Below are 21,303 nucleotides of genomic sequence, written 5' to 3'. Positions count from 1 at the left end.
AAAAAGGAGGATTTACTATAAAAATTCGGTTAACGTTTTTATCCGTACTTTTATTACTTGTTTTTAGCATACCTTCGCTGCAAGCAGATGCGCATAATAATGCGGATGATGCTCGAAATGTCACGCTTAAAGTAATGACGTACAATATTCATGCAGGTATCGGCAGTGACGGAAGCTATGATCTCGATCGGATTGCTGATATTATTGAAGCATCTGAAGCTGATGTTATCGGTTTGCAGGAAGTAGATAAGAACTGGGGCTATCGCAGCAATTTTGATGATCAACTGCAAAGACTTGCTGAAAAGCTGGATATGCATGCGTTTATGGCTCCAATATATAATCAGGATCCGATTTTTGAAGGTGAGCCGCGACGGAAGTATGGGGTGGCGGTTTTAAGCAAGTATCCGATTATTAATGCTGATAACCGTCATATTACACGGCTTTCAACACAGGGAACAGACCCAATACCGGCGCCGGCACCAGGATTTGCAGAAACAGTAATTAATGCAAAAGGTGCCATATTTTCGTTTTATGTCACACATTTGGATTACCGTGGCGACCCTTATGTTCGCGAAGCGCAAGTGGAGGATATGCTTACTATTATGCCGGAGAATGACAATGTAATCTTAACCGGGGACATGAATGCAAGTCCGGATGCGCCTGAACTGGATCCTCTTTTTAACCGTTTTAATGATGGATGGACTGAAAGCGGAGAGGGCATTGGTTATACGTATTCAGCTTCTTCTCCAAGCCAACGCATCGATTATATTTTGACATCTGAAGGAATGAGGACCTCAAATGCTCGGGTTATTGATACGCTTGCTTCTGATCATTTGCCCGTCGTCATGGATGTCACTTTAAAACGAGGTAACGGAAGATAACATAAAAGGAGTGAATCATTTGCTGAAACGACGGTTGTTTTCAATCATCTCGTTTATGCTGATTTTACTGCTGTGCTTCCCCGCAGCAGCACTGGGAAAGGGTTGGGATGACCCGACTAAACCAGGCTGGGGAAATGGTGAAAAAGCCAAACACGGTTGGATTGTCAGTAAAATGAACCATATGACGCTGGAAGAGAAAATCGGCCAGTTATTTATTATCCACATGTATGGACAAACCCCCACAGACCCCGACTTCGAAGAGACCAACCTGAATAATAATCGCGGTGCCAAAAACTTTAAAAAAGCAATTGAAGAATATCATATCGGTGGTGTGATTTATTTTAATTGGTCCCAAAATATTGGCAATCCGGCAAATATTGAACAGGTCAACGCCCTGTCAAATGGACTTCAGGATATTGCCATGGATCAGCGCATGCCGATTCCATTGTTCATTTCAACCGATCAGGAAGGTGGTATTGTTCAACGGCTGACAGAACCAGGCACGGTATTCCCCGGCAACATGGCGCTTGGGGCGACCCGATCAACTGACCTGGCTGCTGATTCAGCAGGCATTATGGGGAGCGAATTAAGCAGTCTCGGCATTAACATGAATTTTGCCCCTGTCGCCGATGTCAATGTTAACCCAGAAAATCCGGTTATCGGTGTTCGCTCATTCAGTGAAGACCCTGACCTTGTTTCTGACATGGCTGTTTCGCAAGTGCAGGCTTATCAGGAGGAGAAGGTTGTACCGACAGCCAAGCATTTCCCGGGCCACGGTGACACAAACGTTGACTCGCACTATGGTCTGCCAATTATCAATCATGACCTTGAGACACTGAGAAATGTGGATTTGAAACCATTCCAGGCAGCAATTGATGCTGGTATAGAGGCAATCATGACAGCACATATTGTTGTGCCCGCTCTTGATGATTCAGGACTGCCGGCAACATTATCAAAACCTATTCTGACTGATCTATTGCGCGAGGAAATGGGATTTGACGGGCTGATCGTAACGGACAGCCTTGGCATGTCCGGTGCCAATGTGGTTGAACCTGAACGCGTCCCGGTTGAAGCATTTAAGGCAGGTAACGATATTTTACTGAATCCGCCAAATGTCGAACAGTCGTATAATGCGATGCTTGAAGCGGTTGAAAGCGGTGAAATCAGTGAAGAGCGCATTGACGAATCCGTTTATCGTATCTTGAAGGCCAAGATGGAAAAAGGCTTGTTCGGCAATCCAAAAACAAACCCGGATGCGGTGGAAAATATCGGAAGCGAGGAGAACCTTGCTAAAGCCGATGAAATTGCCAATAAGAGTATAACAATGGTGAAAAACGAAAATAATGTGCTGCCGCTTTCAACTGAGCAGGATGTTCTGATTACCGGTCCATCGTTGGGTGAACCTGAGTATCTTGCTGAACAGCTGGCAGACAAAGGCTTCAACGTCAGTGATTATGCAACCAGCACAAGCCCGACACAAGGACAAATTGACGAAGCCGTTTCGCGCGCCAAGGATGCTGATACCGTTCTGGTAACCACCTATACCGCAAATACGAACCCGTCCCAGCAGCAGTTGGTGTCAGCACTTGAAAGCACAGGCAAGGACGTTGTTGTTTCTGCCATTCGAAATCCGTATGATTTAATGGCGTTTCCTGAAGTAGATGGCTATCTGGCGACTTACGGCAACCGTGATGTATCGATTGAAGCACTTTCAAGCGTTTTGATCGGTGAGGTTAATCCACAGGGCAAACTGCCGGTTACAATTCCGGAATTGTATGACTATGGACACCATCTTGGTTACTGATCACGATTACACGCTACAAAATAGGAGGCATGCATAATGAAAAAATGGCTAGTAATATTAGCGGCCGCCATCATGATGTTAGCGACATTGTCTGTCGTTACGGCGGATTCACCGGGAAAGGGCCACGGTCCGCCGGATGGTGTGCCACCGGGTCAGGATACGGATGTTAAGCTTGGTGTTGATGTCTTGCTCGAAGATGAAATCGACATGCTTGAAGGCAAGGATGTCGGTTTAATCACGAACCCGACTGGTGTTGACAAGGAGTTGAACAGCATCGTCGATACCTTGCACAACCACGATGCCGTCAATCTTGTGTCACTGTACGGTCCGGAGCACGGTGTCCGTGGAAGTGCACAGGCAGGTGAATATGTCGAGTTTTATATTGATGAAAAAACCGGTCTGCCTGTCTACAGTCTTTATGGTGAAACGCGCAAGCCAACACCGGAAATGCTGGAAGACGTTGATACGCTGCTGTTCGATATTCAGGATGTCGGAACACGTTTCTACACCTATATTTACACGATGGCATATGCCATGGAAGCTGCAGCGGAAAACGATATTGAATTTGTAGTTCTCGATCGACCAAACCCGCTTGGCGGTGAAAAAGTCGAAGGGCCGGTGTTGGAGCCTGAGTACTCATCGTTTGTCGGCGTTTATCCGATCCCGCTTCGCCATGGCATGACTGTTGGTGAACTGGCCAAATTGTTCAATGACGCGTTTGATATTGGTGCGGATTTGGAAGTTGTCGAGATGGAAGGCTGGAATCGTTCGATGACGTATGATGAGACGGAGCTCGAATTCGTAAGGCCGTCACCGAACATGCCGACACTGGATACAGCATTGGTCTACCCCGGGGCAGCGCTGATTGAAGGAACAAATGTATCTGAAGGCCGCGGCACAACCAAGCCGTTTGAGTTGATTGGTGCGCCATATATCAACAGTACGGAGCTTGCAGCTAATCTAAATGAACAAGGGCATAATGGTGTCCAATTCAGAGCAGCGTCTTTTACGCCACAGTTCTCAAAGCACAGCGGTGAATTATCACACGGCATTGAGATACATGTGACCGATAAAGAAGCGTACGAACCGGTTAAAACGGGTGTGGCCATTGTGAAAACGATACATGATATGTACCCGGAAGATTTTGCTTTCAGAGCGGAAAACAGTGAAGGTATCTCATTTTTTGATAATTTGATCGGCAACGGCTGGGTTCGGGAAGAAATAGAAAACGGCACGTCAATCGATACGATTGTCAGCCAGTGGCAGGACGGACTGGACGAATTTAAAGAAACCAGAGAAGCATATTTGTTGTATGAAGGGGGCAAAAAACGACCGGGACCACCATGGAATCAGTAAGCGAAAAAGGGGAACAGTGTGTCTGACACGCTGTCCCCCTTTTTTCAATCAGTGCCGTTTGTTAAGCCACAGGACACCGGATTTGGCGAGGCGCGGGATGTAGCCGACCATTGATTGTGACATCATTTCGCCGAATCCTTCTGAACTTCCGAGTGATCCGAGGGTACCTTTCAGTTTGAGCTTTCCGGGTTTTTTCGGTTCTTTGCCTTTGATGACGGCATTGAGCACTTCTGCAATCTGTTCTCCCTGCTGGCGTGCGAGCTGAGCACTTGGTGAATGTTCAGAGGCAGCACAATCCCCAACCACATAAATATGCGGCTGCTCAGGCACTTGATAATAGTCGTTTACAATTATTTTTTCATGGCTGTCCTGCTCGAGCGGCAGTTCCCGAACAAGGTAATTCGGACGGACGCCTGCTGTCCAGATCGTAACGTCATTCACGTAACAGATGCCGTTATTACAGACACCGTCTTTTTCGACGTATTCCACCTGGGCGTGATGGAGCACCTCGACATCGTTTTTCATGAACCAGTCTTCAACATAGTTCTGGATTTTCTGGTCAAACGCCTTCAGCACTGTATTGCCGCGATCGAGAATCCGGATATTCAAATCGGGTCTGCTTTCGCGTATCTCAGACGCCACTTCGATGCCGCTGAGCCCTGCACCGACGATTGTCGCTTTCCCGTAAGCGGGCAGATTGCCGATTGCCATCCCCGCGCTCCGTGCCTTGTTGAATGTCTGCACACTTTCAGTAAATTCTTCTGCCCCTTCAATACCGTGGTAATTGTCTTCACACCCCAGTGCAATGACCAGATAATCAAACGGTACAGGTTCCGTTCTTTCTTTTAAATGAATCTGTTGCTCGGCTGTATCAATCTTTGTGACTTCAGCATAGACGTAGCTGACTTTATCATGTTCCGGAAAATCCATACGCACGTCTTTATCAGCTGAGGTTCCGGCTGCGATTGTATAAAATTCAGTTTTAATCGAGTGATAAGGGTTGCGGTCGATTACCGTAATATGCAAATCTTCTGGAAGATCATGCTCGACCAGGTTTTGCAGGATGTTTAATCCGCCATACCCGCCGCCAAGGATGACTACATTTCTCATGACAAAAACTCCTTATATGCCTTAATATATATAAGTGCTGTTACTGATAAGATTATCAAAAGTCGCGCCGGAAAACTAGGAAAAGACAGGAATTGTTATTTAAATTTTACCAGTAATAGCGTAAGATTATACAAAAAAAGCAGGAAAGGTGTCATTTTAATGGATCGTTTAACATTTGGTTCACTTTTAGATGTCGTCGGCGAACTGTTTTCTGATGAGATTTCCATTGCCGTTTCAGACACATCCGAGTATATTTACTACCGTCCGAGCAAACGCATTGATTTAAAGATACAGACGGGTGATCCTGTCGTTGAGGGGACGATTGCCCAGAAAGCGATCAGCACCGGACAGAAGGTCTCCGAGTTCATTGATCGGAGTGTCTTTGGCGTGCCTTATCATGGAATGGCGGTCCCGTTTCACCAGGACGGGAAACTTCAGGGCTGTGTGACGGCGATTTATCCAGTTATGACGGAAGGAAAATCGGTCGTGACCGTCAAAACAGGCGATGGCTGGCGCCCAATTCCATTTCATGATGTTGTTTTCATGGAAGCGAAAGACCGGAAAACGCATGTGTTTGCTGAGGAACTGGCGGGTACGACGAGCCGTGCGCTTCAGGATTATGAATACTCACTTCCAAGAGAGACGTTTATTCGCTGCCATCGGTCGTTTATAGTAAACGTCCATCACATCAAAGATATTTTTCCTGATACGCATTCGACTTTTCTGTTGGCAATGACCAATGGCATCCAGGTCCCGGTGAGTCAATCCTATGCCAGCTATTTCAGAAAATTGCTCGGGTTCTAATACAGCGGCGGTGCTGCCAGGCTATTTTGGACAGAAAATGGCTGCTTCAGCCGGAGTCTGGCCCGCCGACGCGTTCAATTGTATTCATCCGCAAAATATCTGCCCGTTGCAAAAATTTGCTGCTTCAGCCATATATTTTATCCTTTCACGGTGATTATAGCTATTCCCCACAAAAATCTCCAGCTCCCCTGACCATATACGTTAAAATTGTTCTATAACTCAAAAAGAAAGGGGTTACATCATGAACGCTAACAAAGAACGTATTCGTGATGCGCGCCTCCATGATCGTGTTGTATCGGCACAAGATGCGGCATCTTGGATCAAGGATGGCATGACGCTGGGAATGAGCGGTTTCACACGTGCAGGTGATGTGAAAGCGGTGCCAACAGCACTCGTTGAACGGGCAGAAGACGAGTCCTTTAAAGTCAACGTATTCACCGGTGCATCACTTGGGTCTGATATTGATAAGATGTTTGCTGAAGCAAATATCATTAATAAACGACTGCCATTTCAGGCAGATCCGGTTATGCGTAAAAAAATTAACCAAGGTGAGCATCTGTTTGTCGATCATCACTTGTCACACACCTCTGAATGGATCAGGCATGATGTTATCGAAACAATTGATTATGCTATTTTGGAAGCGATTGCGATAACCGAAGATGGTACGATAATTCCGTCCACTTCGATTGGCAACTCACTGGTGTTTGCTGAAAATGCCAAAAATATTATTGTCGAAATCAACACGGCCCAGCCGGAGCTTCTTGAAGGCATTCACGATTTGTACAGTCCGGCAAAACAAGGTGAACGCCAGCCAATCCCGCTTACAAAGCCGGATGACCGCATAGGCGACTCAAGTATTCAAATTGATCCGGCGAAAATTAAGGGTATCGTGTTTACGCATCAGGAGGATTCACCATCAACGATTGGTCAGCCTGATGAAGAGACAAAGATAATGGCCGATCATTTGCTTGATTTTCTTAGAGATGAAATTAAATCGGGCCGTCTTGATGAACAGCTGGCACCGCTTCAATCCGGAATCGGCTCGGTTGCCAATGCGGTGCTTCACGGCATGGTGGATTCTGAATTTCAGAATCTGCAAGTCTACTCTGAAGTGTTGCAGGATGCCGTATTTGATTTAATTGATGCCGGGAAAGTCGATTTTGCGTCATGTTGTTCCGTTACACTCTCGGAAGACAAAATGCAAAAGGTCTTTTCCAACTTTGAAAAATACCGTGACAAATTGGTCATGCGCCCACAGGAGATTTCCAATCATCCGGAAATTATTCGCCGGCTTGGTTTGATTTCAATCAATACCGCGCTTGAATTTGATATTTACGGCAATGTCAATTCGACGCATGTTTCCGGGACGAAAATGATGAATGGTATCGGCGGATCAGGTGACTTTGCGCGTAATGCCAAGCTTGCCGTGTTTGTTACGAAGTCAATTGCAAAAGATGGTAATATTTCCAGCATCGTACCGTTTGCCTCCCATATCGACCATACGGAACATGATGTTGATGTTGTTGTAACGGAACAGGGATACGCAGATCTTCGCGGCTTGGCACCACGTGAGCGCGTGCCGAAGATTATTGAAAATTGTGCCCATCCGCTATATCGCGATCAATTATGGGCGTATTACAATGAAGCCCTCAAGCGCGGCGGGCAAACACCGCACGTACTTGAAAAAGCGTTCTCGTGGCATGCTAATTTTGCCGAGCATGGCACGATGCGTGAGCGCGCGTTGGAGACCGTTTAGGAAAATTACACTGCTTATGACTGTTCATATATAAAGAAAGGACCACGCAAAGAGGAAGCGTGGTCCTTTCTGTTTCATTATTTATTCAGTACTTTTTTCATGGCATTGATGCGGCCGACATGATTTGCTTCGTGAAATGCTGCCAGCGCTGCCAGTTCACCAAACGTTTGAGCACCCATAACGGCTTTCGGCAATTTTTCATCGAATTTTTCTTCGGGGATTTGTTTAATCCGCTTCAGCTGATTGGTTAATTGGCCTGCGAGTTCATCAGCACTTGGCACATCTTCAGGCCAGTCTTCAGGTTTGGAGCCATAGCCAAATAAATCATTGTAATGTTCAGGCAAGTGCTCGGTATTCTCCGGAAATCCGAACAAGAACATTTCGTTGGCTGTCAGTACATGACCGATATGCCAGTGAATCGTGTTATTAAACCCTTCCGGCTGGGTTTTCAGCTCCTCCTCACTGACATCTTTAATCTCGTTCATAAGTGCACTGTGCGTTGTGTTAAATTGGGCCATCATTAAGTTACTCATCTCTAAAACCTCACTTTTATAAGTCGTTAAGTCTACTATAACAAGTTTTAAGCAAATGAAACATTATTCAGCTTATTTTCGTAACGATTATAAAGGAGTCGATGATATCCTATGTCATTTAAGTATGCAAATCATGAAAAATGGTTGAAACAAAGTCTGAAATCTTTTGGCAATGCGGCTGTCTTTATTTTGGTGCTTGTGGTGGAGGCATTATTAAATGGGCAACTTCATCCAATTATACTTATAAGTACGGCAGCGGTTTTCCTGTTTTCGGTTTTCCGGGGTTTTGATTATATAATGCGGGAACAGCGGGATTATATTCGTGTGGATGATAATATTATGTCGATTGACAGAGGATCGCTCGTGTTGCCCCGGCGGAAGATTCGGGCAGAATCGATTGAGCGGTACATTGATTACGATCCGCAGCTGATTCTCAAATTAAGAAATGAAGAGGACACACAGGTTAATACAGACTGGCTCAGCGACGAAGCTGTCAGCTATGTTAAACAGTATCTTAATAATAAACTTGACGCTAATCAAACATAAGTTTATAATGTAAACAAATGTTTGAGAGAAGGTTGCCACATGAATGAACGCGAACGCAAACTTTTTCAGCTGATTAAAAAAAACCCTTATATCTCGCAGCAGGAGCTGGCAGAAGCCCTGGATTTATCCCGCCCATCTGTGGCCAATCTTATTTCAGGGCTGATGAAAAAAGGGTACATCAAGGGCAAAGCTTATATTTTGAATGAATTGAAAGAAGTTATTTGTATTGGCGGTGCCAATATTGACCGGAAATTTTATGCAAAAGTGCCGCTGGGAGAAGGAACCTCAAACCCGGTTCGTTCGGAACAGAATGCCGGCGGTGTGGCACGCAATATTGCAGAAAATCTCGGAAAGCTCGATGTCAATACGAAACTGCTCACGGTGAGCGGAACGGATAAAGACTGGGATTATATAAAGGAAGCCTCTGCGCCTTACATGAATCTTGAAGATGTGACGCATTTTACTGAGGAAACGACCGGTTCCTATACAGCTGTTCTCGATCAATCCGGGGATTTGGTTTATGGATTTGCTGATATGGAAATTTTTGATTTGATGATACCTGAATGGATCAAGGCGCATGTACCCGTTTTGCTGCAGGCCCGATGCATTTTAGCTGATTTGAATTGCCCGAAAGAAACGCTTGCTTTTTTGGCCCAATTTGCAGCCAGTCATGACATACCGCTGATTATTGTAACCGTTTCGGCACCTAAGATGGAGCGGCTGCCGGCAGAATTGAGCGGTGTGACGTGGCTGATTACAAACAAAACGGAATCAGAGGCTTTTTTCCAGGGTCAATTTTCAATGCATGAACTGACCGCCAAATGGCTTGAATCGGCTGTTCAAAATGTTGTCATCACGAATGGCAAAGAAGGCGCAGTAATTGGGAACCAGACAGAAGGCATTCACCATGTCTCAGCTGTTCAACTGGATGAGATTGCAGACGTAACCGGCGCCGGTGATGCCTTTTCTGCAGGTGTTGCTTATGCGTGGCTGAATGAGGAAGAACTTGCAAAAATAGCGTGGACAGCTGTCGTCAATGCAACGAAGACATTAATGTCAGGCTATACGGTAAGACCGGAACTATCCGTGTCACAACTACAAGATGATATGGAGGAACTTAAATGAATCAATATTTAGTGCTATCAGAAGAAGTCAGTAAGGCAAAAGAACAAGGAAAACCTGTAGTCGCACTCGAATCAACAATTATTTCGCATGGCATGCCATACCCGCAAAATGTGGAAACAGCCCGTGAAGTGGAACAAATTATCCGGGATCATGGCGCAGTGCCGGCAACAATTGCCCTTATGGATGGAAAAATAAAAATTGGCTTGAGCGACGAAAAATTGGAGGGCTTTGGACAGGCTGAAGGTGTCGCCAAAGTTTCTCGCCGGGATTTGCCGTATATTGTGGCAACTGGGCAAAAAGGTGCGACAACTGTGGCCGCTACGATGGTTTGTGCTGAACTTGCCGGGATCAAAACGTTTGTGACCGGCGGTATTGGCGGCGTTCACCGTGGGGCTGAGACATCGATGGATATTTCGGCAGATTTGGAGGAACTGGCAAAAACAAACGTTGCAGTTATTTGCGCAGGTGCCAAATCAATACTTGATCTTGGTTTAACAATGGAGTATCTGGAAACAAAAGGCGTCCCGGTGATTGGTTATGAAACAGACGTCCTGCCCGCTTTCTACACACGAACGACACCGTTTCCGGTCAATTTCCGTGCGGACGAACCTGCTACAGTCGCCGCGGCACTGAAAACGAAGTGGGATTTAGGGCTGTCCGGTGGTGCTGTGATTGCCAATCCGATTCCAGAAGCACATGCAATGGCAGAAGAAGAGATAGACGCAGTCATTTCTCAGGCTTTGGAAGAAGCTGAAGCCAATGGTATAACCGGCAAGGATGTGACACCGTTTATGCTGGCAAAAGTAAAAGAACTCACTGGCGGCAAAAGCCTTGATGCTAACATTGCGCTCGTGAAACATAATGCCCGTGTCGGTGCAGACATCGCTGTGAAACTCGGGGCTATGCAATAATTTTAAAAGCATAAGAGCATTTTGGCTCGTGTGCTTTTCTGTGTAAAGGGCTGTTGTTCGGTCATATGCTGGCTGAAGTCCACAATTTAAGAGTGAATATATCAAAAGCCGCAAACCTCAAAATGAGGGAATGCGGCTTTTTAAAAATCAGCTGCCCTGCACAACACGGGATGCCACATCGACTATGCGCCGGGCTTGATGGGAAACTGCGCCTTCAACGTCTTCAACCATGTTGCCGTCCTGGTCAACGGAAACGCTTGCCCCATAAGGGTTGCCGCCGGCTGCAAAAATAGAGTCATCTGAATAGCCCGGTGTCACAATGATGGTGCCCCAGTGCATCATGGAGGTGTATAGTGAAAGCAGCGTTGCTTCCTGGCCGCCATGTGGATTTTGGGCTGATGTCATGCCACTGACAACTTTGTTAACCGTTTTGCCGGATGCCCAAAGGCCCCCTTGTGTATCAAGGAAATTCTTCATTTGTGCCGGCAGGTTGCCAAAGCGTGTCGGCGCGCTGAATATTATCGCATCAGCCCATTCGAGGTCGTCCGATGTTGCTTCGGGCACTTCTTTGGTTGCTTCATAATGATCTTTCCATAATGGGTTGGAAGCGATCGCTTCTTCCGGCGCCAGTTCAGGCACTTTCATCAGTTTTGTTTCAGCACCTGCATCTTCTGCTGCTTTTTCCGCCCATTGGGCCATCTTATAATTCGTTCCGGTAGAACTGTAGTAAACGATGGCTAATTTTACGTCTGCCACTGTTCATGTCTCCTTTGCTGATGGTTTAGAATAATCTTCTTTAGTATCTTCAAGTTTTGCTGAGTCATTCAGAAAAGGCACATGTGGCTCGTGTGCCATCTTCACCGTGGTGGCATGCTCAAATTTGCAGTGATTTCGCTAAAGTTTACAATTGAAGACCGGCTGATATAAACTAAAGGCTGTTTTCGTATAGATTGTTGTTATCTGCTTCGTACTGGATGTAAAGTGCGAACCAGTGAACTCTTTCTAATTATCACTGAGTGCTAAAAATACCGCTCCGGAAATACATGCCGCTTTCCGCGGGCGGCTGGTGAGCCTCCTCGGGCTGCGCCCTGCGGGGTCTCACCTATGCCTATGCTCCCGCAGGAGTCGGCATGTATTTCCTACGCTAAGGTTGTTTGCTCATGTACTGCCATGCAAAAAATTGTTTCGTAGCGCAGGCAATATACGAAGACTCCTATGGGAACAGCACGTGTCCGAAGACCCCGCAAGAAAGCGGTCTTTGCTTTCTGAGGAGGCTGAGGCCGTGCCCATGGAAAGCGAAGTATATTGCCGGAGCGGCTTTAAGCATTCAAGTGTATTTCCGAAGCGGTGGGCGTGGCACTTACTAGTTCGCAGTTTATGAAAACTGTGAAGGTTAAAAAGCAACAAAATTTACGAAAAGAGCCAAACAAAAAAACCTGGCAATCGCCAGGTTTTTTAAGTCACTATTCCATCAATTCACTCAGGATTTCATACGAGCGAACGCGGGCCTTGTGATCATATATTTGTGAAGAGATGATGATTTCATCAGCTTCTGTCTCGTTTAGCAGGCGTTCAAGTTCCTGCTTAACCGTTTCTTTGCTGCCGACAATCGTCGAGAAGGAATTGATCGACTGTTGGACAGCCTGCTTTTCCATCTCGGACCAAACAGCATCGATATCCTCAATCGGCGGCTGCAGCTTGGTCGGCTGGCCGCGGCGGATACTCAAGAATTGCTGCTGCTGTGATGTCGCCAGGTATCGCGCTTGTTCATCCGTGTCAGCTGCTATTACGTTGGCGCCAATCATCGCATATGGCTCATCCAGCACTTCGGACGGCTGGAAGTTGTCACGGTAAAGGTTGAGTGCAGCAATGGTGTTATCAGGTGCGAAGTGGCTTGCAAATGAAAACGGCAGTCCTTTTTGGGCAGAAAGCTGGGCACTGAACCCACTTGATCCAAGAAGCCAGATTGGAATGTCTAATCCTTCGCCGGGCACACTGCGCACACCGGCTGTACCGGCGAAATAATTTTCCAGCTCTTCAACTTGCATCGGAAAATCTTCGACACGCTGGTTCAACGTGCGGCGCAACGCATAGGCTGTTGCCTGGTCAGTCCCTGGCGCCCGGCCTAGGCCAAGGTCAATACGCCCTGGGTAGAGTGTTTCGAGTGTACCGAATTGCTCAGCGATAACGAGGGAAGCGTGGTTCGGGAGCATAACACCGCCTGAACCGATGCGCATCTCATTTGTCGCGCCTGCGATATGGCCAATCAGTACCGATGTAGCTGAGCTGGCAATACCCGGCATATTGTGATGTTCGGCAAGCCAGTAACGGTTAAATCCGAACTTTTCCACGTTTCGTGCTAAATCCACACTATTTTCAAATGCCTGTGCCGGCGTCCCGTCTTCAAGAACGTTGGCAAGGTCCAGAACAGAGAGTGGAATAGTGTTGAATGTTTTGTTTGGCATAGATCATTCACTCCTTGATCAAAATGATACGACCTTCTGAAATCCAGTTCCAATAATTTGCCTGCCCAGAGAACTGCAAATAAAACTTGACGGACCCCAAGCCTGCATTTAATATATAAGTGTGTTCTTATTTGAGATCATTTAAATAGGGGGTTAACGGAACTTGTTAAAATTTATTTAAAAAAACCATTGACATGTTCATTATAAAGAACTATACTTTAAACTAATAAATGCGGAAATATCGGTCCAAATTTTTTTAATTTAAATGTTCTTTATAACGAATAATATAAAATCTCCAGAATACGCTAATATTCCATAGAAAGATAGGGTGAGTTGATTGCACAAGATAAACGAGCATCATTTTAAAGATCAGGGCCCAAAAGAGATCAATTTGCGCGAGTATTTCACTCTCATTAAAAAACGATTTTGGATTATTTTGCTTGTGACACTTATTGCAGGAGCGGGCGGCTACATTTACAGCAATATGAACAGCACACCGCTATACGAAACGTCTACCCGTGTCATTATCGGAACAGGTGAAGAAGAAATGGATATGAACACACTGATGGTGATGATCACTGACCCAATGATTATGGAAACAGTAGCAAATGAGCTTCAATTGGCGAGAAGCCCCGGCCAAATCGCAGGTCAAATTGAAGTAACGCAAATAGAGGAGTCGCAGGTGGTCAGCATTAAAGCCACGGACAGCGATCCGGAAACGGCGATGAATATTGCCAATTCCACTGCAGCAATGTTTAAACAAGAAATTAAACAAATTCTTGATTTCAAAGGGGTGCAGCTGCTGTCTGAGGCGGAATTGAACACAGCGCCGATTAATACCGATCAAAATCGCACCTTAATCATGGCGATTGTCTTCGGGCTTATGACCGGGATAGGACTCGTGTTTATACTGGATGCCATGGACGGCGCCATCAGAAAGGAAGACGAAGCAGAAGACATTTTAGGTGTCCCTGTACTTGGAACCATTTCAAATATGACGAAACGCAAATTCGTAAATAAGAAGAAAAAAACAAAGGAAATGGCTGTCAGAGGTGAGACTGTTGATATTAAATAAACGCATGAAAGCCGTAAAACGAAAAAAGCAAAACCTTGTTACCCATTCAAATCCCGAGTCGATTATATCGGATCAATTTCGCACAATCCGGGCAAATATCAAATTCACCACCGGAGAAAGCGATAATCTGATTTTATTATTCACCTCTCCCGGCAAAAATGAAGGCAAATCGACTGCCATAACGAATTTGGCGGTTTCGCTGTCCCAGCAGAAAGAAAAAGTGCTTCTCATCGATGCAAATTTAAGAAAACCAGCCATTCATCATATTTTTAAAAAATCAGAAAGCCCGGGTCTTACGGATATCCTTAAAGGTGATAAAAAATTCAGTGAAGCGGTCTGCAGCTCAGGTGTTGGTCAGCTGGATATCTTGACGAGCGGATCAATCACGACGAATCCTGCTGAAGTATTGGGCAACGGATTAATGACCGCCCTTCTGGATAAGGCCGGTAAGGTTTATGACAAAGTGCTGATTGATTCGCCGCCGATTCTGCATTCAACCGAAACACGCGTCCTTGCAAATCAATGCAGCGGTGTTGTATTAGTTCTCCGTCGCGGAAAAACGCAAATCGAACAGGCAGCTGATGCACGAAGGGTCCTGGAGCTCTCTCAAGCCGATCTCACAGGCATCATAATGAATGAAAAGTAACAAAAAATTTTACCACTTGTGTTCGTTATTAAGAATTTAATAATGGTTTTTGGTGATGTCTGCTAACCATTATCAACGCAGGCACTCGATCATGCTGTGGGTTGAAACAGACCTTAGACGCAAGTCGTCGGTGGTGTGGAGTGAGGACGGGTTGGATGCCCATTTCAATTACATATTATGGTTGTTCACACGCATTATAAACACTCTATCAGGAAAGGGGGGGGATTCATGACTTATCGGCAGCGTTTATCGCTATTCTTCGTAATTGACTCGTGTATTGTGCTGACGGCAATCTTTATCAGCAGTTTTCTTGTGAACGCGACCATCCATGTCATCAATATACCGGTCGCCCTAACCTCTATTACTATATTAATAAGCCATCATCTGTTTTCAATTAAGTACAAACTTTATAAAAAGTTTTGGGAATACGCCAGCACAAAGGAATTATTAATCATTTTAAAAGTCGTAACACTTTCCATCTTGTGTGCATCTTTACTTCAACTCATATTTCTTCAGGAAATCCAATTCAGACTGCTGGCCGTCACTTGGCTGCTCCATATGTTTCTGATCGGCGGGTCGCGGTTCGTTTGGCGTCTGTACCGGGATTCGGTCATGAATAAACAGGACCAGAAAATCCGGACATTAATTATTGGAGCGGGATCAGCAGGCACGATGGTAGCCCGTCAGTTAATCAAACAAAACGAAGGCAATCTCCACCCAGTCGCATTTATTGATGACGATCCAAAAAAGCAAAAACTCGATATTTTGGGTCTCCCGGTTGTTGGCGGTGTCAAGGACATTGCTGGCTCCACTGAGGAACTGAACATTGATAACATTATCATTACAATCCCCTCTCTTAATCGAAAAGAATTAAATACAATTTTTCAGGAGTGTGCCAAAACAAAAGCTACGACCAAAATTTTGCCCCTTTTAGAAGACCTGATAACCGGAAAAGTTGCTGTCAGCCAATTTCGTGATGTACAGGTTGAGGACTTGCTTGGCAGAGATCCTGTTGATATGGACATTGAGAGCATTTCAGAAAGTATCACAGGCAAAGTAGTTTTGGTTACCGGTGCGGGCGGGTCAATTGGATCCGAAATAGCCAGACAAATTACAGCTTTTAACCCGAAACAGCTTATTTTGCTCGGGCATGGTGAAAACAGCATTTATGACATCGAAATGGAACTGAAGGAGCATTCAGGCAGTCGGATTAATTTCAGAACCGAAATTGCTGATATACAGGACGAAAGCAAAATGATGACAGTAATGCGCCGTTATCAGCCGGATGTGGTTTATCATGCCGCGGCACACAAACACGTGCCGATGATGGAACGCAACCCGGAAGAAGCGGTCAAGAACAATATTATTGGCACACGCAATACAGCTCAAGCCGCAGACCGCTGCAACGTTGGAGTTTTCGTCATGATTTCAACCGATAAAGCAGTGAACCCGACGAGTGTTATGGGGGCCTCGAAGCGTTTGGCTGAAATGATTGTTCAGCACATAAATAAAACGAGTAATACAAAATTTGTAGCGGTAAGGTTCGGCAATGTGCTTGGCAGCCGCGGCAGCGTTATCCCGCTGTTTAAAAAACAAATTGAAAAAGGCGGCCCCGTCACGGTGACACATCCGGATATGGTCCGTTATTTTATGACGATCCCGGAAGCTTCAAGGCTTGTCATACAGGCCGGGACACTCGCTCACGGCGGGGAGATTTTTGTTTTGGATATGGGTGACCCTGTCAAAATTGTCGACCTTGCGAAAAACTTAATTAAACTGTCCGGGAATTCGCTTGAAGAAATTGGTGTTGAATTTACCGGCATCCGAACCGGCGAAAAACTTTTCGAAGAGTTGCTGCAGGCAGACGAGGTTCATGACAAACAAGTTTACCCGAAAATTTACGTCGGCAAAACGACGCAATTATACATGAATGCGATCGAAACAATCATCACCCGCTATGATGGGATGGAGAGCAAGCAGCTGAAAGAAGAATTGTTGATGGTGGCCAATAAAAACAGTCTCCGCGGAAACGAGGATGCGATCCCCGTGTAATCCCTGTTCGCGGGAATCGCTGCAGATTGAGGCTTAATCGCTGTAGATTGAAAGACTATCGCTGTAGATTTAGCTGGAATCGCTGTAGATTGAAAGATAATCGCTGTAGTTCGACCAAAGTTGCTGCGTCTAAATGATCATGAGAAGAGGTGTGGATCAAATGAAAGTGAAAAAGGCAATTATTCCGGCAGCCGGCCTGGGAACACGGTTTCTCCCGGCAACGAAAGCAATGCCAAAGGAAATGCTGCCGATCGTCGATAAGCCAACGATTCAATATATTGTGGAAGAAGCGATTGAATCCGGCATCGAAGACATCATTATCGTTACTGGAAAAGGAAAACGCGCTATTGAGGACCATTTTGACCATTCGTTTGAACTGGAACAAAACTTGCTGGACAAAGGCAAATTTGCTTTGCTGAGCGAAGTCCAAAAAGCATCAAAAATGGTGGATATTCATTATATCCGGCAAAAAGAACCAAAAGGTCTCGGTCATGCTATCTGGTGTGCCCGCAAATTTATCGGTGACGAACCCTTCGCCGTGCTGCTCGGTGACGACATTGTTCATGCTGAGACGCCCGCTTTAAAACAACTGACAGACCAATATAATCGCTATAACGGCTCAATCCTGGGCGTACAACGCGTCAAGGAGGAAGAGGTTTCCCGCTATGGGATTGTCGGTGGTGACCATTTGGCCAATCAGCTTTATCAGGTGAATGAATTAATCGAAAAGCCGGGCAAGGAAGCTGCCCCATCGACACTTGCGATATTGGGACGCTACATCTTAACGCCGGCTATATTTGACATTTTAAGCAATCAGAAGCCGGGAACAGGCAACGAAATCCAGCTGACCGATGCAATTGCTGAATTGAATAGGCACGAACCGGTCTATGCTTATAATTTTTCGGGCAAACGGTATGACGTCGGGGAAAAAATGGGGTTTATCCAGACAACTATCGAATTAGCTCTGGAACGCGATGACTTAAGAAAAGACCTTCTGAGCTACCTCGCTGCCGTTCTGGAAAATGAACTCGCGAAAAAACCTTTATAACATCACAGCCACTGATAACACAAACGGGAGGTGATTCATGTGGCTGGAAGCATTCTGTACTGTGCAACGGTCGATTACCATTTTAAAGCTTTTCATTTGCCTTATATGAAATGGTTTAAAGAACAGGGCTGGAAAGTCGATGTTGCCGCAGCCGGCGATATTAACTTACCTTACACCGATCACAAATACAACATTCCAATTGAGCGATCACCGCTCAGCCGGTCCAACATGACAGCCTACAAACAACTGAAACAGTTAATTGATCAAAACCGTTATTCAATTATACATTGCCACACACCCCTGGGCGGCGTTCTTGCCCGATTGGCTGGAAGAGAAGCGCGCAAACGGGCGACCAAAATCATTTATACCGCTCACGGGTTTCACTTTTGTAAAGGCGCACCAATCCCTAACTGGCTGATTTACTATCCAATCGAGAAATACTTGGCGCGGCATACCGACAGCTTAATTACGATTAATGATGAGGATTTTAAGACAGCACGAAAACATCGATTCCGAGCCAAAACGATTGAACACGTTCATGGTGTCGGCGTGGATACGGAACGATTTAAACCCATCGGCAAAAACAAAAAAAATGAGCTTAAAAAGTCATTCGGCTATCATGCGGATGACTTTTTATTATTTAACGCCGCTGAATTCAATAAAAATAAAAACCAGGCATTTCTCCTTAAGTCGCTTGCACGTTTAAAAGATGATGTGCCAAACGCCAGGCTCCTGCTTGCAGGCGAAGGAGAAAGCCAGCAACAGTGCCGGCACCTTGCCGAAAAATTAGGTATTGCCCATATGGTGGATTTTTTAGGTTTCAGAAAAGATATTGAGCGGCTTCTGCAAATGAGTGATGTGGCGGTTGCATCAAGTTTGCGTGAGGGGCTTCCCGTAAATGTTATGGAGGCAATGGCGTGCGGACTGCCGGTTGTTGCAGTTGCAAACCGTGGGCATCGGGAGCTGGTGGAGCATTATGAAACTGGCTATGTAGTGGAGGATTGGGATTCGCACGCATTTGCGGAAAAGTTAATGTCACTGGCCGATTTCGAGGATTTCAGGATGAAGCTTGGTGAAAACGGCCGGCACAAAATTCTTTCGACATACAGCACGGACTGCGTTTTAGCAGAGAAGGCAAGTATTTATCAATCAATTATGGAAGAACGGGAGGGTGTGGCGTGGGCAGCCCATTAAGAATATTGCATGCAGTCGTCAATATGAACCGCGGCGGTGCTGAAACGTTGATTATGAATCTTTATCGGAATATTGACCGGTCAAAAGTTCAATTTGATTTTTTGACGTGTAAACCAGGCGTGTTTGATGCAGAAATTAAACAAATGGGCGGAACCGTTCACCGTATTCCTTATGTGACGGAAGCGGGCCATAAAGGGTTCAACCGGGCATTGAAACAATTTTTCAGGCAGCATCCGGCGTACACGATCATACACGCTCATATGGATAAAATGAGCGGGCTTGTATTAAAGGCCGCTAAAGAAGCCAATGTCCCGGTCCGGATTGCACACAGTCATAACACCGAAAGCGAAGGTGGTTTGCTGTCAAAAACATATAAATGGTACGCGGGGCAGTACATTAAGTCGCATGCTACCCATCAATATGCGTGCTCACACGCAGCTGCCAGTTGGCTTTTTAACCGGAAAGCAGAAGATGTCTTTATTTTGAAAAACGGAATTGAACCGGAAAAATTCCGATTCTCCACCAGCTTAAGAAAAACGCTTCGAAAGGAATTGCAGCTGACAGAAGACGAAATTGTCCTGGTGCACATCGGAAGGTTTGCGGTGCAAAAAAATCACCTGTGGCTTCTGGATATGATAGCCCAATTAAAAATTGAGATACCGGATATTGTACTTCTGCTGGTGGGTGATGGGCCGTTAAGACCTCAAATTGAAGCAAAGATAAGTGCTCTAAACCTTGAGAAGAATGTAAGAATGCTTGGTGTGCGGAAAGATATTCATGCCCTTCTCCATGCTTCAGATGTTTTTGTATTTCCGTCGCTTCACGAAGGACTCCCGGTGACACTGGTTGAAGCGCAGGGGGCTGGGCTGCCGTGTCTGGTCTCACACCAAATCACAACTGAAGCAGATATGAAAACAGGGCTTGTGCAGCACTTGCCGATTACTGACCCGGAAATATGGGTCCAGCAAATTCTACGTATGATAGCGAATTTGCCGGAGAGGCGCATCAGCCAGCGTGCACTTGCAGAAAGAGGCTATGATATTACAAGCACAGCTAAAACAACGCAAAAAAATTATTTGATATTGGGAGAAAATGCGTTATGAAACAGTTAACCGTTTTTACGCCAACTTATAATCGTGCATATTGTCTTGATAAGTTGTATGAAAGTCTGAAGAATCAATCGAGTAAGGATTTCATCTGGCTTATTATTGATGACGGTTCAACGGACAACACGCATGAACTTGTCACTGATTGGATTAATGAAGGCCATCTCCGGATTCACTATCATTGGCAGTCGAATCAAGGTATGCACGGCGCGCATAACACAGCTTATGAGCTCATTCAAAGTGAATTGAATGTCTGTATTGATTCGGATGATTTTATGCCGACTGATGCGGTGGAGAAGATTTTGACATTCTGGAAGATGCATGGAAGTGAAGAAGTCAGTGGCATTATTGGCCTTGATTCAGACAGCAGTAACGAGATAATCGGGTCAAAAATGCCGGCTGGTATAAAAACTTCTACACTGTTTGATTTGTACAACCGGCATGGTGTCACAGGTGATAAAAAGTTAGTCTATCGGACGGCTCTGACGAAACAGTACCCATATCCGCTTTTTAAGAATGAACGGTATGTAGGTCTGGATTACAAGTATTATAAACTCGATCAAACCTATGAAATGCTTGTGATGAATGAAGTCTTATGCTGTGTGGAGTACCGCTCTGACGGATCGACCCAAAATATGCTTTATCAATACCGGAAAAATCCGCTTGGCTTTACCTTTTACCGCAAAGAACTGATGCAACTGCCCTTTGCAGGCAGCATGTTTAAGTTCCGGCAGGCCATTCACTATGTATCAAGCAGTCTACTGAGCAGGAACCGGAATTTTTTTAAAGATTCACCACAGAAATGGCTGACCGTTTCGGCATTGCCTTTTGGTTTAATGCTCTATATCTATATTTTAACGAAAACAAGGGCCGTTAACGTGCCGTAATCTT

19 protein-coding genes are annotated in these 21,303 nt (G+C 45.5%); 15 read left to right on the top strand and 4 right to left on the bottom strand.

Going from position 1 to position 21,303, the window contains the following annotated elements:
• The first annotated feature begins 134 nt into the window (after positions 1–134).
• Genes BMZ22_RS04935 through BMZ22_RS04925 form a run of 3 tightly spaced genes read left to right on the top strand, consistent with a single transcriptional unit; the run spans position 135 to position 4,041 of the window.
• The gene (locus BMZ22_RS04935) at positions 135–881 is read left to right on the top strand and encodes an endonuclease/exonuclease/phosphatase family protein (RefSeq protein WP_245745208.1); all 747 of its coding nucleotides are present in this window, start codon (positions 135–137) and stop codon (positions 879–881) included.
• Positions 882–900: 19 nt separating this feature from the next.
• Entirely contained in the window at positions 901–2,685 is a 1,785-nt protein-coding gene (locus BMZ22_RS04930) for a glycoside hydrolase family 3 protein (RefSeq protein WP_090082425.1), read from the top strand.
• Between the two features lie 36 nt (positions 2,686–2,721).
• A complete protein-coding gene (locus BMZ22_RS04925; RefSeq protein ID WP_090082422.1) occupies positions 2,722–4,041 on the top strand; it encodes an exo-beta-N-acetylmuramidase NamZ family protein in 1,320 nt (439 codons plus the stop codon).
• Positions 4,042–4,089: 48 nt separating this feature from the next.
• Here the strand turns inward: BMZ22_RS04925 and BMZ22_RS04920 are convergent, their stop codons facing one another.
• Positions 4,090–5,151, bottom strand: a complete 1,062-nt coding sequence (locus BMZ22_RS04920; RefSeq protein WP_090082420.1) for an NAD(P)/FAD-dependent oxidoreductase — start codon at positions 5,149–5,151, stop codon at positions 4,090–4,092.
• 159 nt (positions 5,152–5,310) lie between these two features.
• Here BMZ22_RS04920 and BMZ22_RS04915 point away from each other — a divergent pair, with 159 nt between their 5' ends.
• Positions 5,311–5,955: a LytTR family DNA-binding domain-containing protein gene (locus tag BMZ22_RS04915; protein WP_090082415.1), complete on the top strand. Its 645-nt coding sequence runs from the start codon at positions 5,311–5,313 to the stop codon at positions 5,953–5,955.
• A 241-nt stretch (positions 5,956–6,196) separates the two neighbouring features.
• Positions 6,197–7,711, top strand: coding sequence for a succinyl-CoA:acetate CoA-transferase ScpC (gene scpC / locus BMZ22_RS04910; RefSeq protein ID WP_090082412.1), 1,515 nt, complete (start codon positions 6,197–6,199; stop codon positions 7,709–7,711).
• 77 nt (positions 7,712–7,788) lie between these two features.
• Here the strand turns inward: scpC and BMZ22_RS04905 are convergent, their stop codons facing one another.
• On the bottom strand, positions 7,789–8,244 hold the full coding sequence (locus tag BMZ22_RS04905) for a DinB family protein (RefSeq protein ID WP_090082407.1): 456 nt from the start codon (positions 8,242–8,244) through the stop codon (positions 7,789–7,791).
• A gap of 111 nt (positions 8,245–8,355) precedes the next feature.
• Between BMZ22_RS04905 and BMZ22_RS04900 the strand changes: the two genes are divergently transcribed.
• Genes BMZ22_RS04900 through BMZ22_RS04890 form a run of 3 tightly spaced genes read left to right on the top strand, consistent with a single transcriptional unit; the run spans position 8,356 to position 10,826 of the window.
• On the top strand, positions 8,356–8,790 hold the full coding sequence (locus tag BMZ22_RS04900) for a hypothetical protein (RefSeq protein WP_090082404.1): 435 nt from the start codon (positions 8,356–8,358) through the stop codon (positions 8,788–8,790).
• Positions 8,791–8,829: 39 nt separating this feature from the next.
• Positions 8,830–9,915 carry a carbohydrate kinase gene (locus BMZ22_RS04895; protein ID WP_090082401.1) on the top strand — a complete coding sequence of 362 codons (1,086 nt, stop codon included), beginning with the start codon at positions 8,830–8,832 and terminating at the stop codon, positions 9,913–9,915.
• Positions 9,912–10,826, top strand: coding sequence for a pseudouridine-5'-phosphate glycosidase (locus tag BMZ22_RS04890; RefSeq protein ID WP_090082397.1), 915 nt, complete (start codon positions 9,912–9,914; stop codon positions 10,824–10,826). Before BMZ22_RS04895 ends, BMZ22_RS04890 begins: the two co-directional genes overlap by 4 nt.
• 147 nt (positions 10,827–10,973) lie before the next feature.
• Here BMZ22_RS04890 and wrbA read toward each other — a convergent pair whose 3' ends face one another.
• Entirely contained in the window at positions 10,974–11,582 is a 609-nt protein-coding gene (gene wrbA / locus BMZ22_RS04885) for an NAD(P)H:quinone oxidoreductase (RefSeq protein WP_090082395.1), read from the bottom strand.
• 707 nt (positions 11,583–12,289) lie between these two features.
• The gene (locus BMZ22_RS04880) at positions 12,290–13,291 is read right to left on the bottom strand and encodes an LLM class flavin-dependent oxidoreductase (protein WP_090082392.1); all 1,002 of its coding nucleotides are present in this window, start codon (positions 13,289–13,291) and stop codon (positions 12,290–12,292) included.
• 337 nt (positions 13,292–13,628) lie between these two features.
• On the opposite strand from BMZ22_RS04880, the gene BMZ22_RS04875 reads away from it, so the two are divergent.
• The 7 genes from BMZ22_RS04875 (at position 13,629) to BMZ22_RS04845 (ending at position 21,299) form a co-directional block, all read left to right on the top strand.
• On the top strand, positions 13,629–14,366 hold the full coding sequence (locus BMZ22_RS04875; protein ID WP_090082388.1) for a YveK family protein: 738 nt from the start codon (positions 13,629–13,631) through the stop codon (positions 14,364–14,366).
• Positions 14,344–15,012: a CpsD/CapB family tyrosine-protein kinase gene (locus tag BMZ22_RS04870; RefSeq protein WP_245745203.1), complete on the top strand. Its 669-nt coding sequence runs from the start codon at positions 14,344–14,346 to the stop codon at positions 15,010–15,012. The genes BMZ22_RS04875 and BMZ22_RS04870 overlap by 23 nt, the downstream gene beginning before the upstream one ends.
• Before the next feature lie 228 nt (positions 15,013–15,240).
• The gene (locus BMZ22_RS04865) at positions 15,241–17,064 is read left to right on the top strand and encodes a polysaccharide biosynthesis protein (protein ID WP_090082380.1); all 1,824 of its coding nucleotides are present in this window, start codon (positions 15,241–15,243) and stop codon (positions 17,062–17,064) included.
• Positions 17,065–17,224: 160 nt separating this feature from the next.
• Entirely contained in the window at positions 17,225–18,112 is an 888-nt protein-coding gene (galU, locus tag BMZ22_RS04860; protein WP_090082376.1) for a UTP--glucose-1-phosphate uridylyltransferase GalU, read from the top strand.
• A gap of 39 nt (positions 18,113–18,151) precedes the next feature.
• Positions 18,152–19,306 carry a glycosyltransferase family 4 protein gene (locus BMZ22_RS04855; RefSeq protein WP_090082372.1) on the top strand — a complete coding sequence of 385 codons (1,155 nt, stop codon included), beginning with the start codon at positions 18,152–18,154 and terminating at the stop codon, positions 19,304–19,306.
• Positions 19,291–20,409 carry a glycosyltransferase family 1 protein gene (locus BMZ22_RS04850; protein ID WP_090082367.1) on the top strand — a complete coding sequence of 373 codons (1,119 nt, stop codon included), beginning with the start codon at positions 19,291–19,293 and terminating at the stop codon, positions 20,407–20,409. Before BMZ22_RS04855 ends, BMZ22_RS04850 begins: the two co-directional genes overlap by 16 nt.
• On the top strand, positions 20,406–21,299 hold the full coding sequence (locus BMZ22_RS04845) for a glycosyltransferase family 2 protein (RefSeq protein WP_090082362.1): 894 nt from the start codon (positions 20,406–20,408) through the stop codon (positions 21,297–21,299). Before BMZ22_RS04850 ends, BMZ22_RS04845 begins: the two co-directional genes overlap by 4 nt.
• The last annotated feature ends 4 nt before the right edge of the window (positions 21,300–21,303 follow it).

Origin of the sequence: Lentibacillus persicus, from assembly GCF_900112705.1 — a bacterium.
GTDB classification, from domain to species: Bacteria; Bacillota; Bacilli; order Bacillales; family Amphibacillaceae; genus Lentibacillus; species Lentibacillus persicus.
The sequence above is the reverse complement of the archived record's forward strand: the minus strand, read 5'-3'. Positions and strand labels throughout refer to the sequence as shown.

Coding starts and splice junctions, on each gene's coding strand:
- BMZ22_RS04935 (WP_245745208.1), top strand. CDS start 135: ATGACGTACAATATTCATGCAGGTATCGGCAGTGACGGAAGCTATGAT.
- BMZ22_RS04925 (WP_090082422.1), top strand. CDS start 2,722: ATGAAAAAATGGCTAGTAATATTAGCGGCCGCCATCATGATGTTAGCG.
- BMZ22_RS04920 (WP_090082420.1), bottom strand. CDS start 5,151: ATGAGAAATGTAGTCATCCTTGGCGGCGGGTATGGCGGATTAAACATC.
- BMZ22_RS04915 (WP_090082415.1), top strand. CDS start 5,311: ATGGATCGTTTAACATTTGGTTCACTTTTAGATGTCGTCGGCGAACTG.
- scpC (WP_090082412.1), top strand. CDS start 6,197: ATGAACGCTAACAAAGAACGTATTCGTGATGCGCGCCTCCATGATCGT.
- BMZ22_RS04905 (WP_090082407.1), bottom strand. CDS start 8,244: ATGAGTAACTTAATGATGGCCCAATTTAACACAACGCACAGTGCACTT.
- BMZ22_RS04900 (WP_090082404.1), top strand. CDS start 8,356: ATGTCATTTAAGTATGCAAATCATGAAAAATGGTTGAAACAAAGTCTG.
- BMZ22_RS04895 (WP_090082401.1), top strand. CDS start 8,830: ATGAATGAACGCGAACGCAAACTTTTTCAGCTGATTAAAAAAAACCCT.
- BMZ22_RS04890 (WP_090082397.1), top strand. CDS start 9,912: ATGAATCAATATTTAGTGCTATCAGAAGAAGTCAGTAAGGCAAAAGAA.
- BMZ22_RS04880 (WP_090082392.1), bottom strand. CDS start 13,291: ATGCCAAACAAAACATTCAACACTATTCCACTCTCTGTTCTGGACCTT.
- BMZ22_RS04865 (WP_090082380.1), top strand. CDS start 15,241: ATGACTTATCGGCAGCGTTTATCGCTATTCTTCGTAATTGACTCGTGT.
- galU (WP_090082376.1), top strand. CDS start 17,225: ATGAAAGTGAAAAAGGCAATTATTCCGGCAGCCGGCCTGGGAACACGG.
- BMZ22_RS04845 (WP_090082362.1), top strand. CDS start 20,406: ATGAAACAGTTAACCGTTTTTACGCCAACTTATAATCGTGCATATTGT.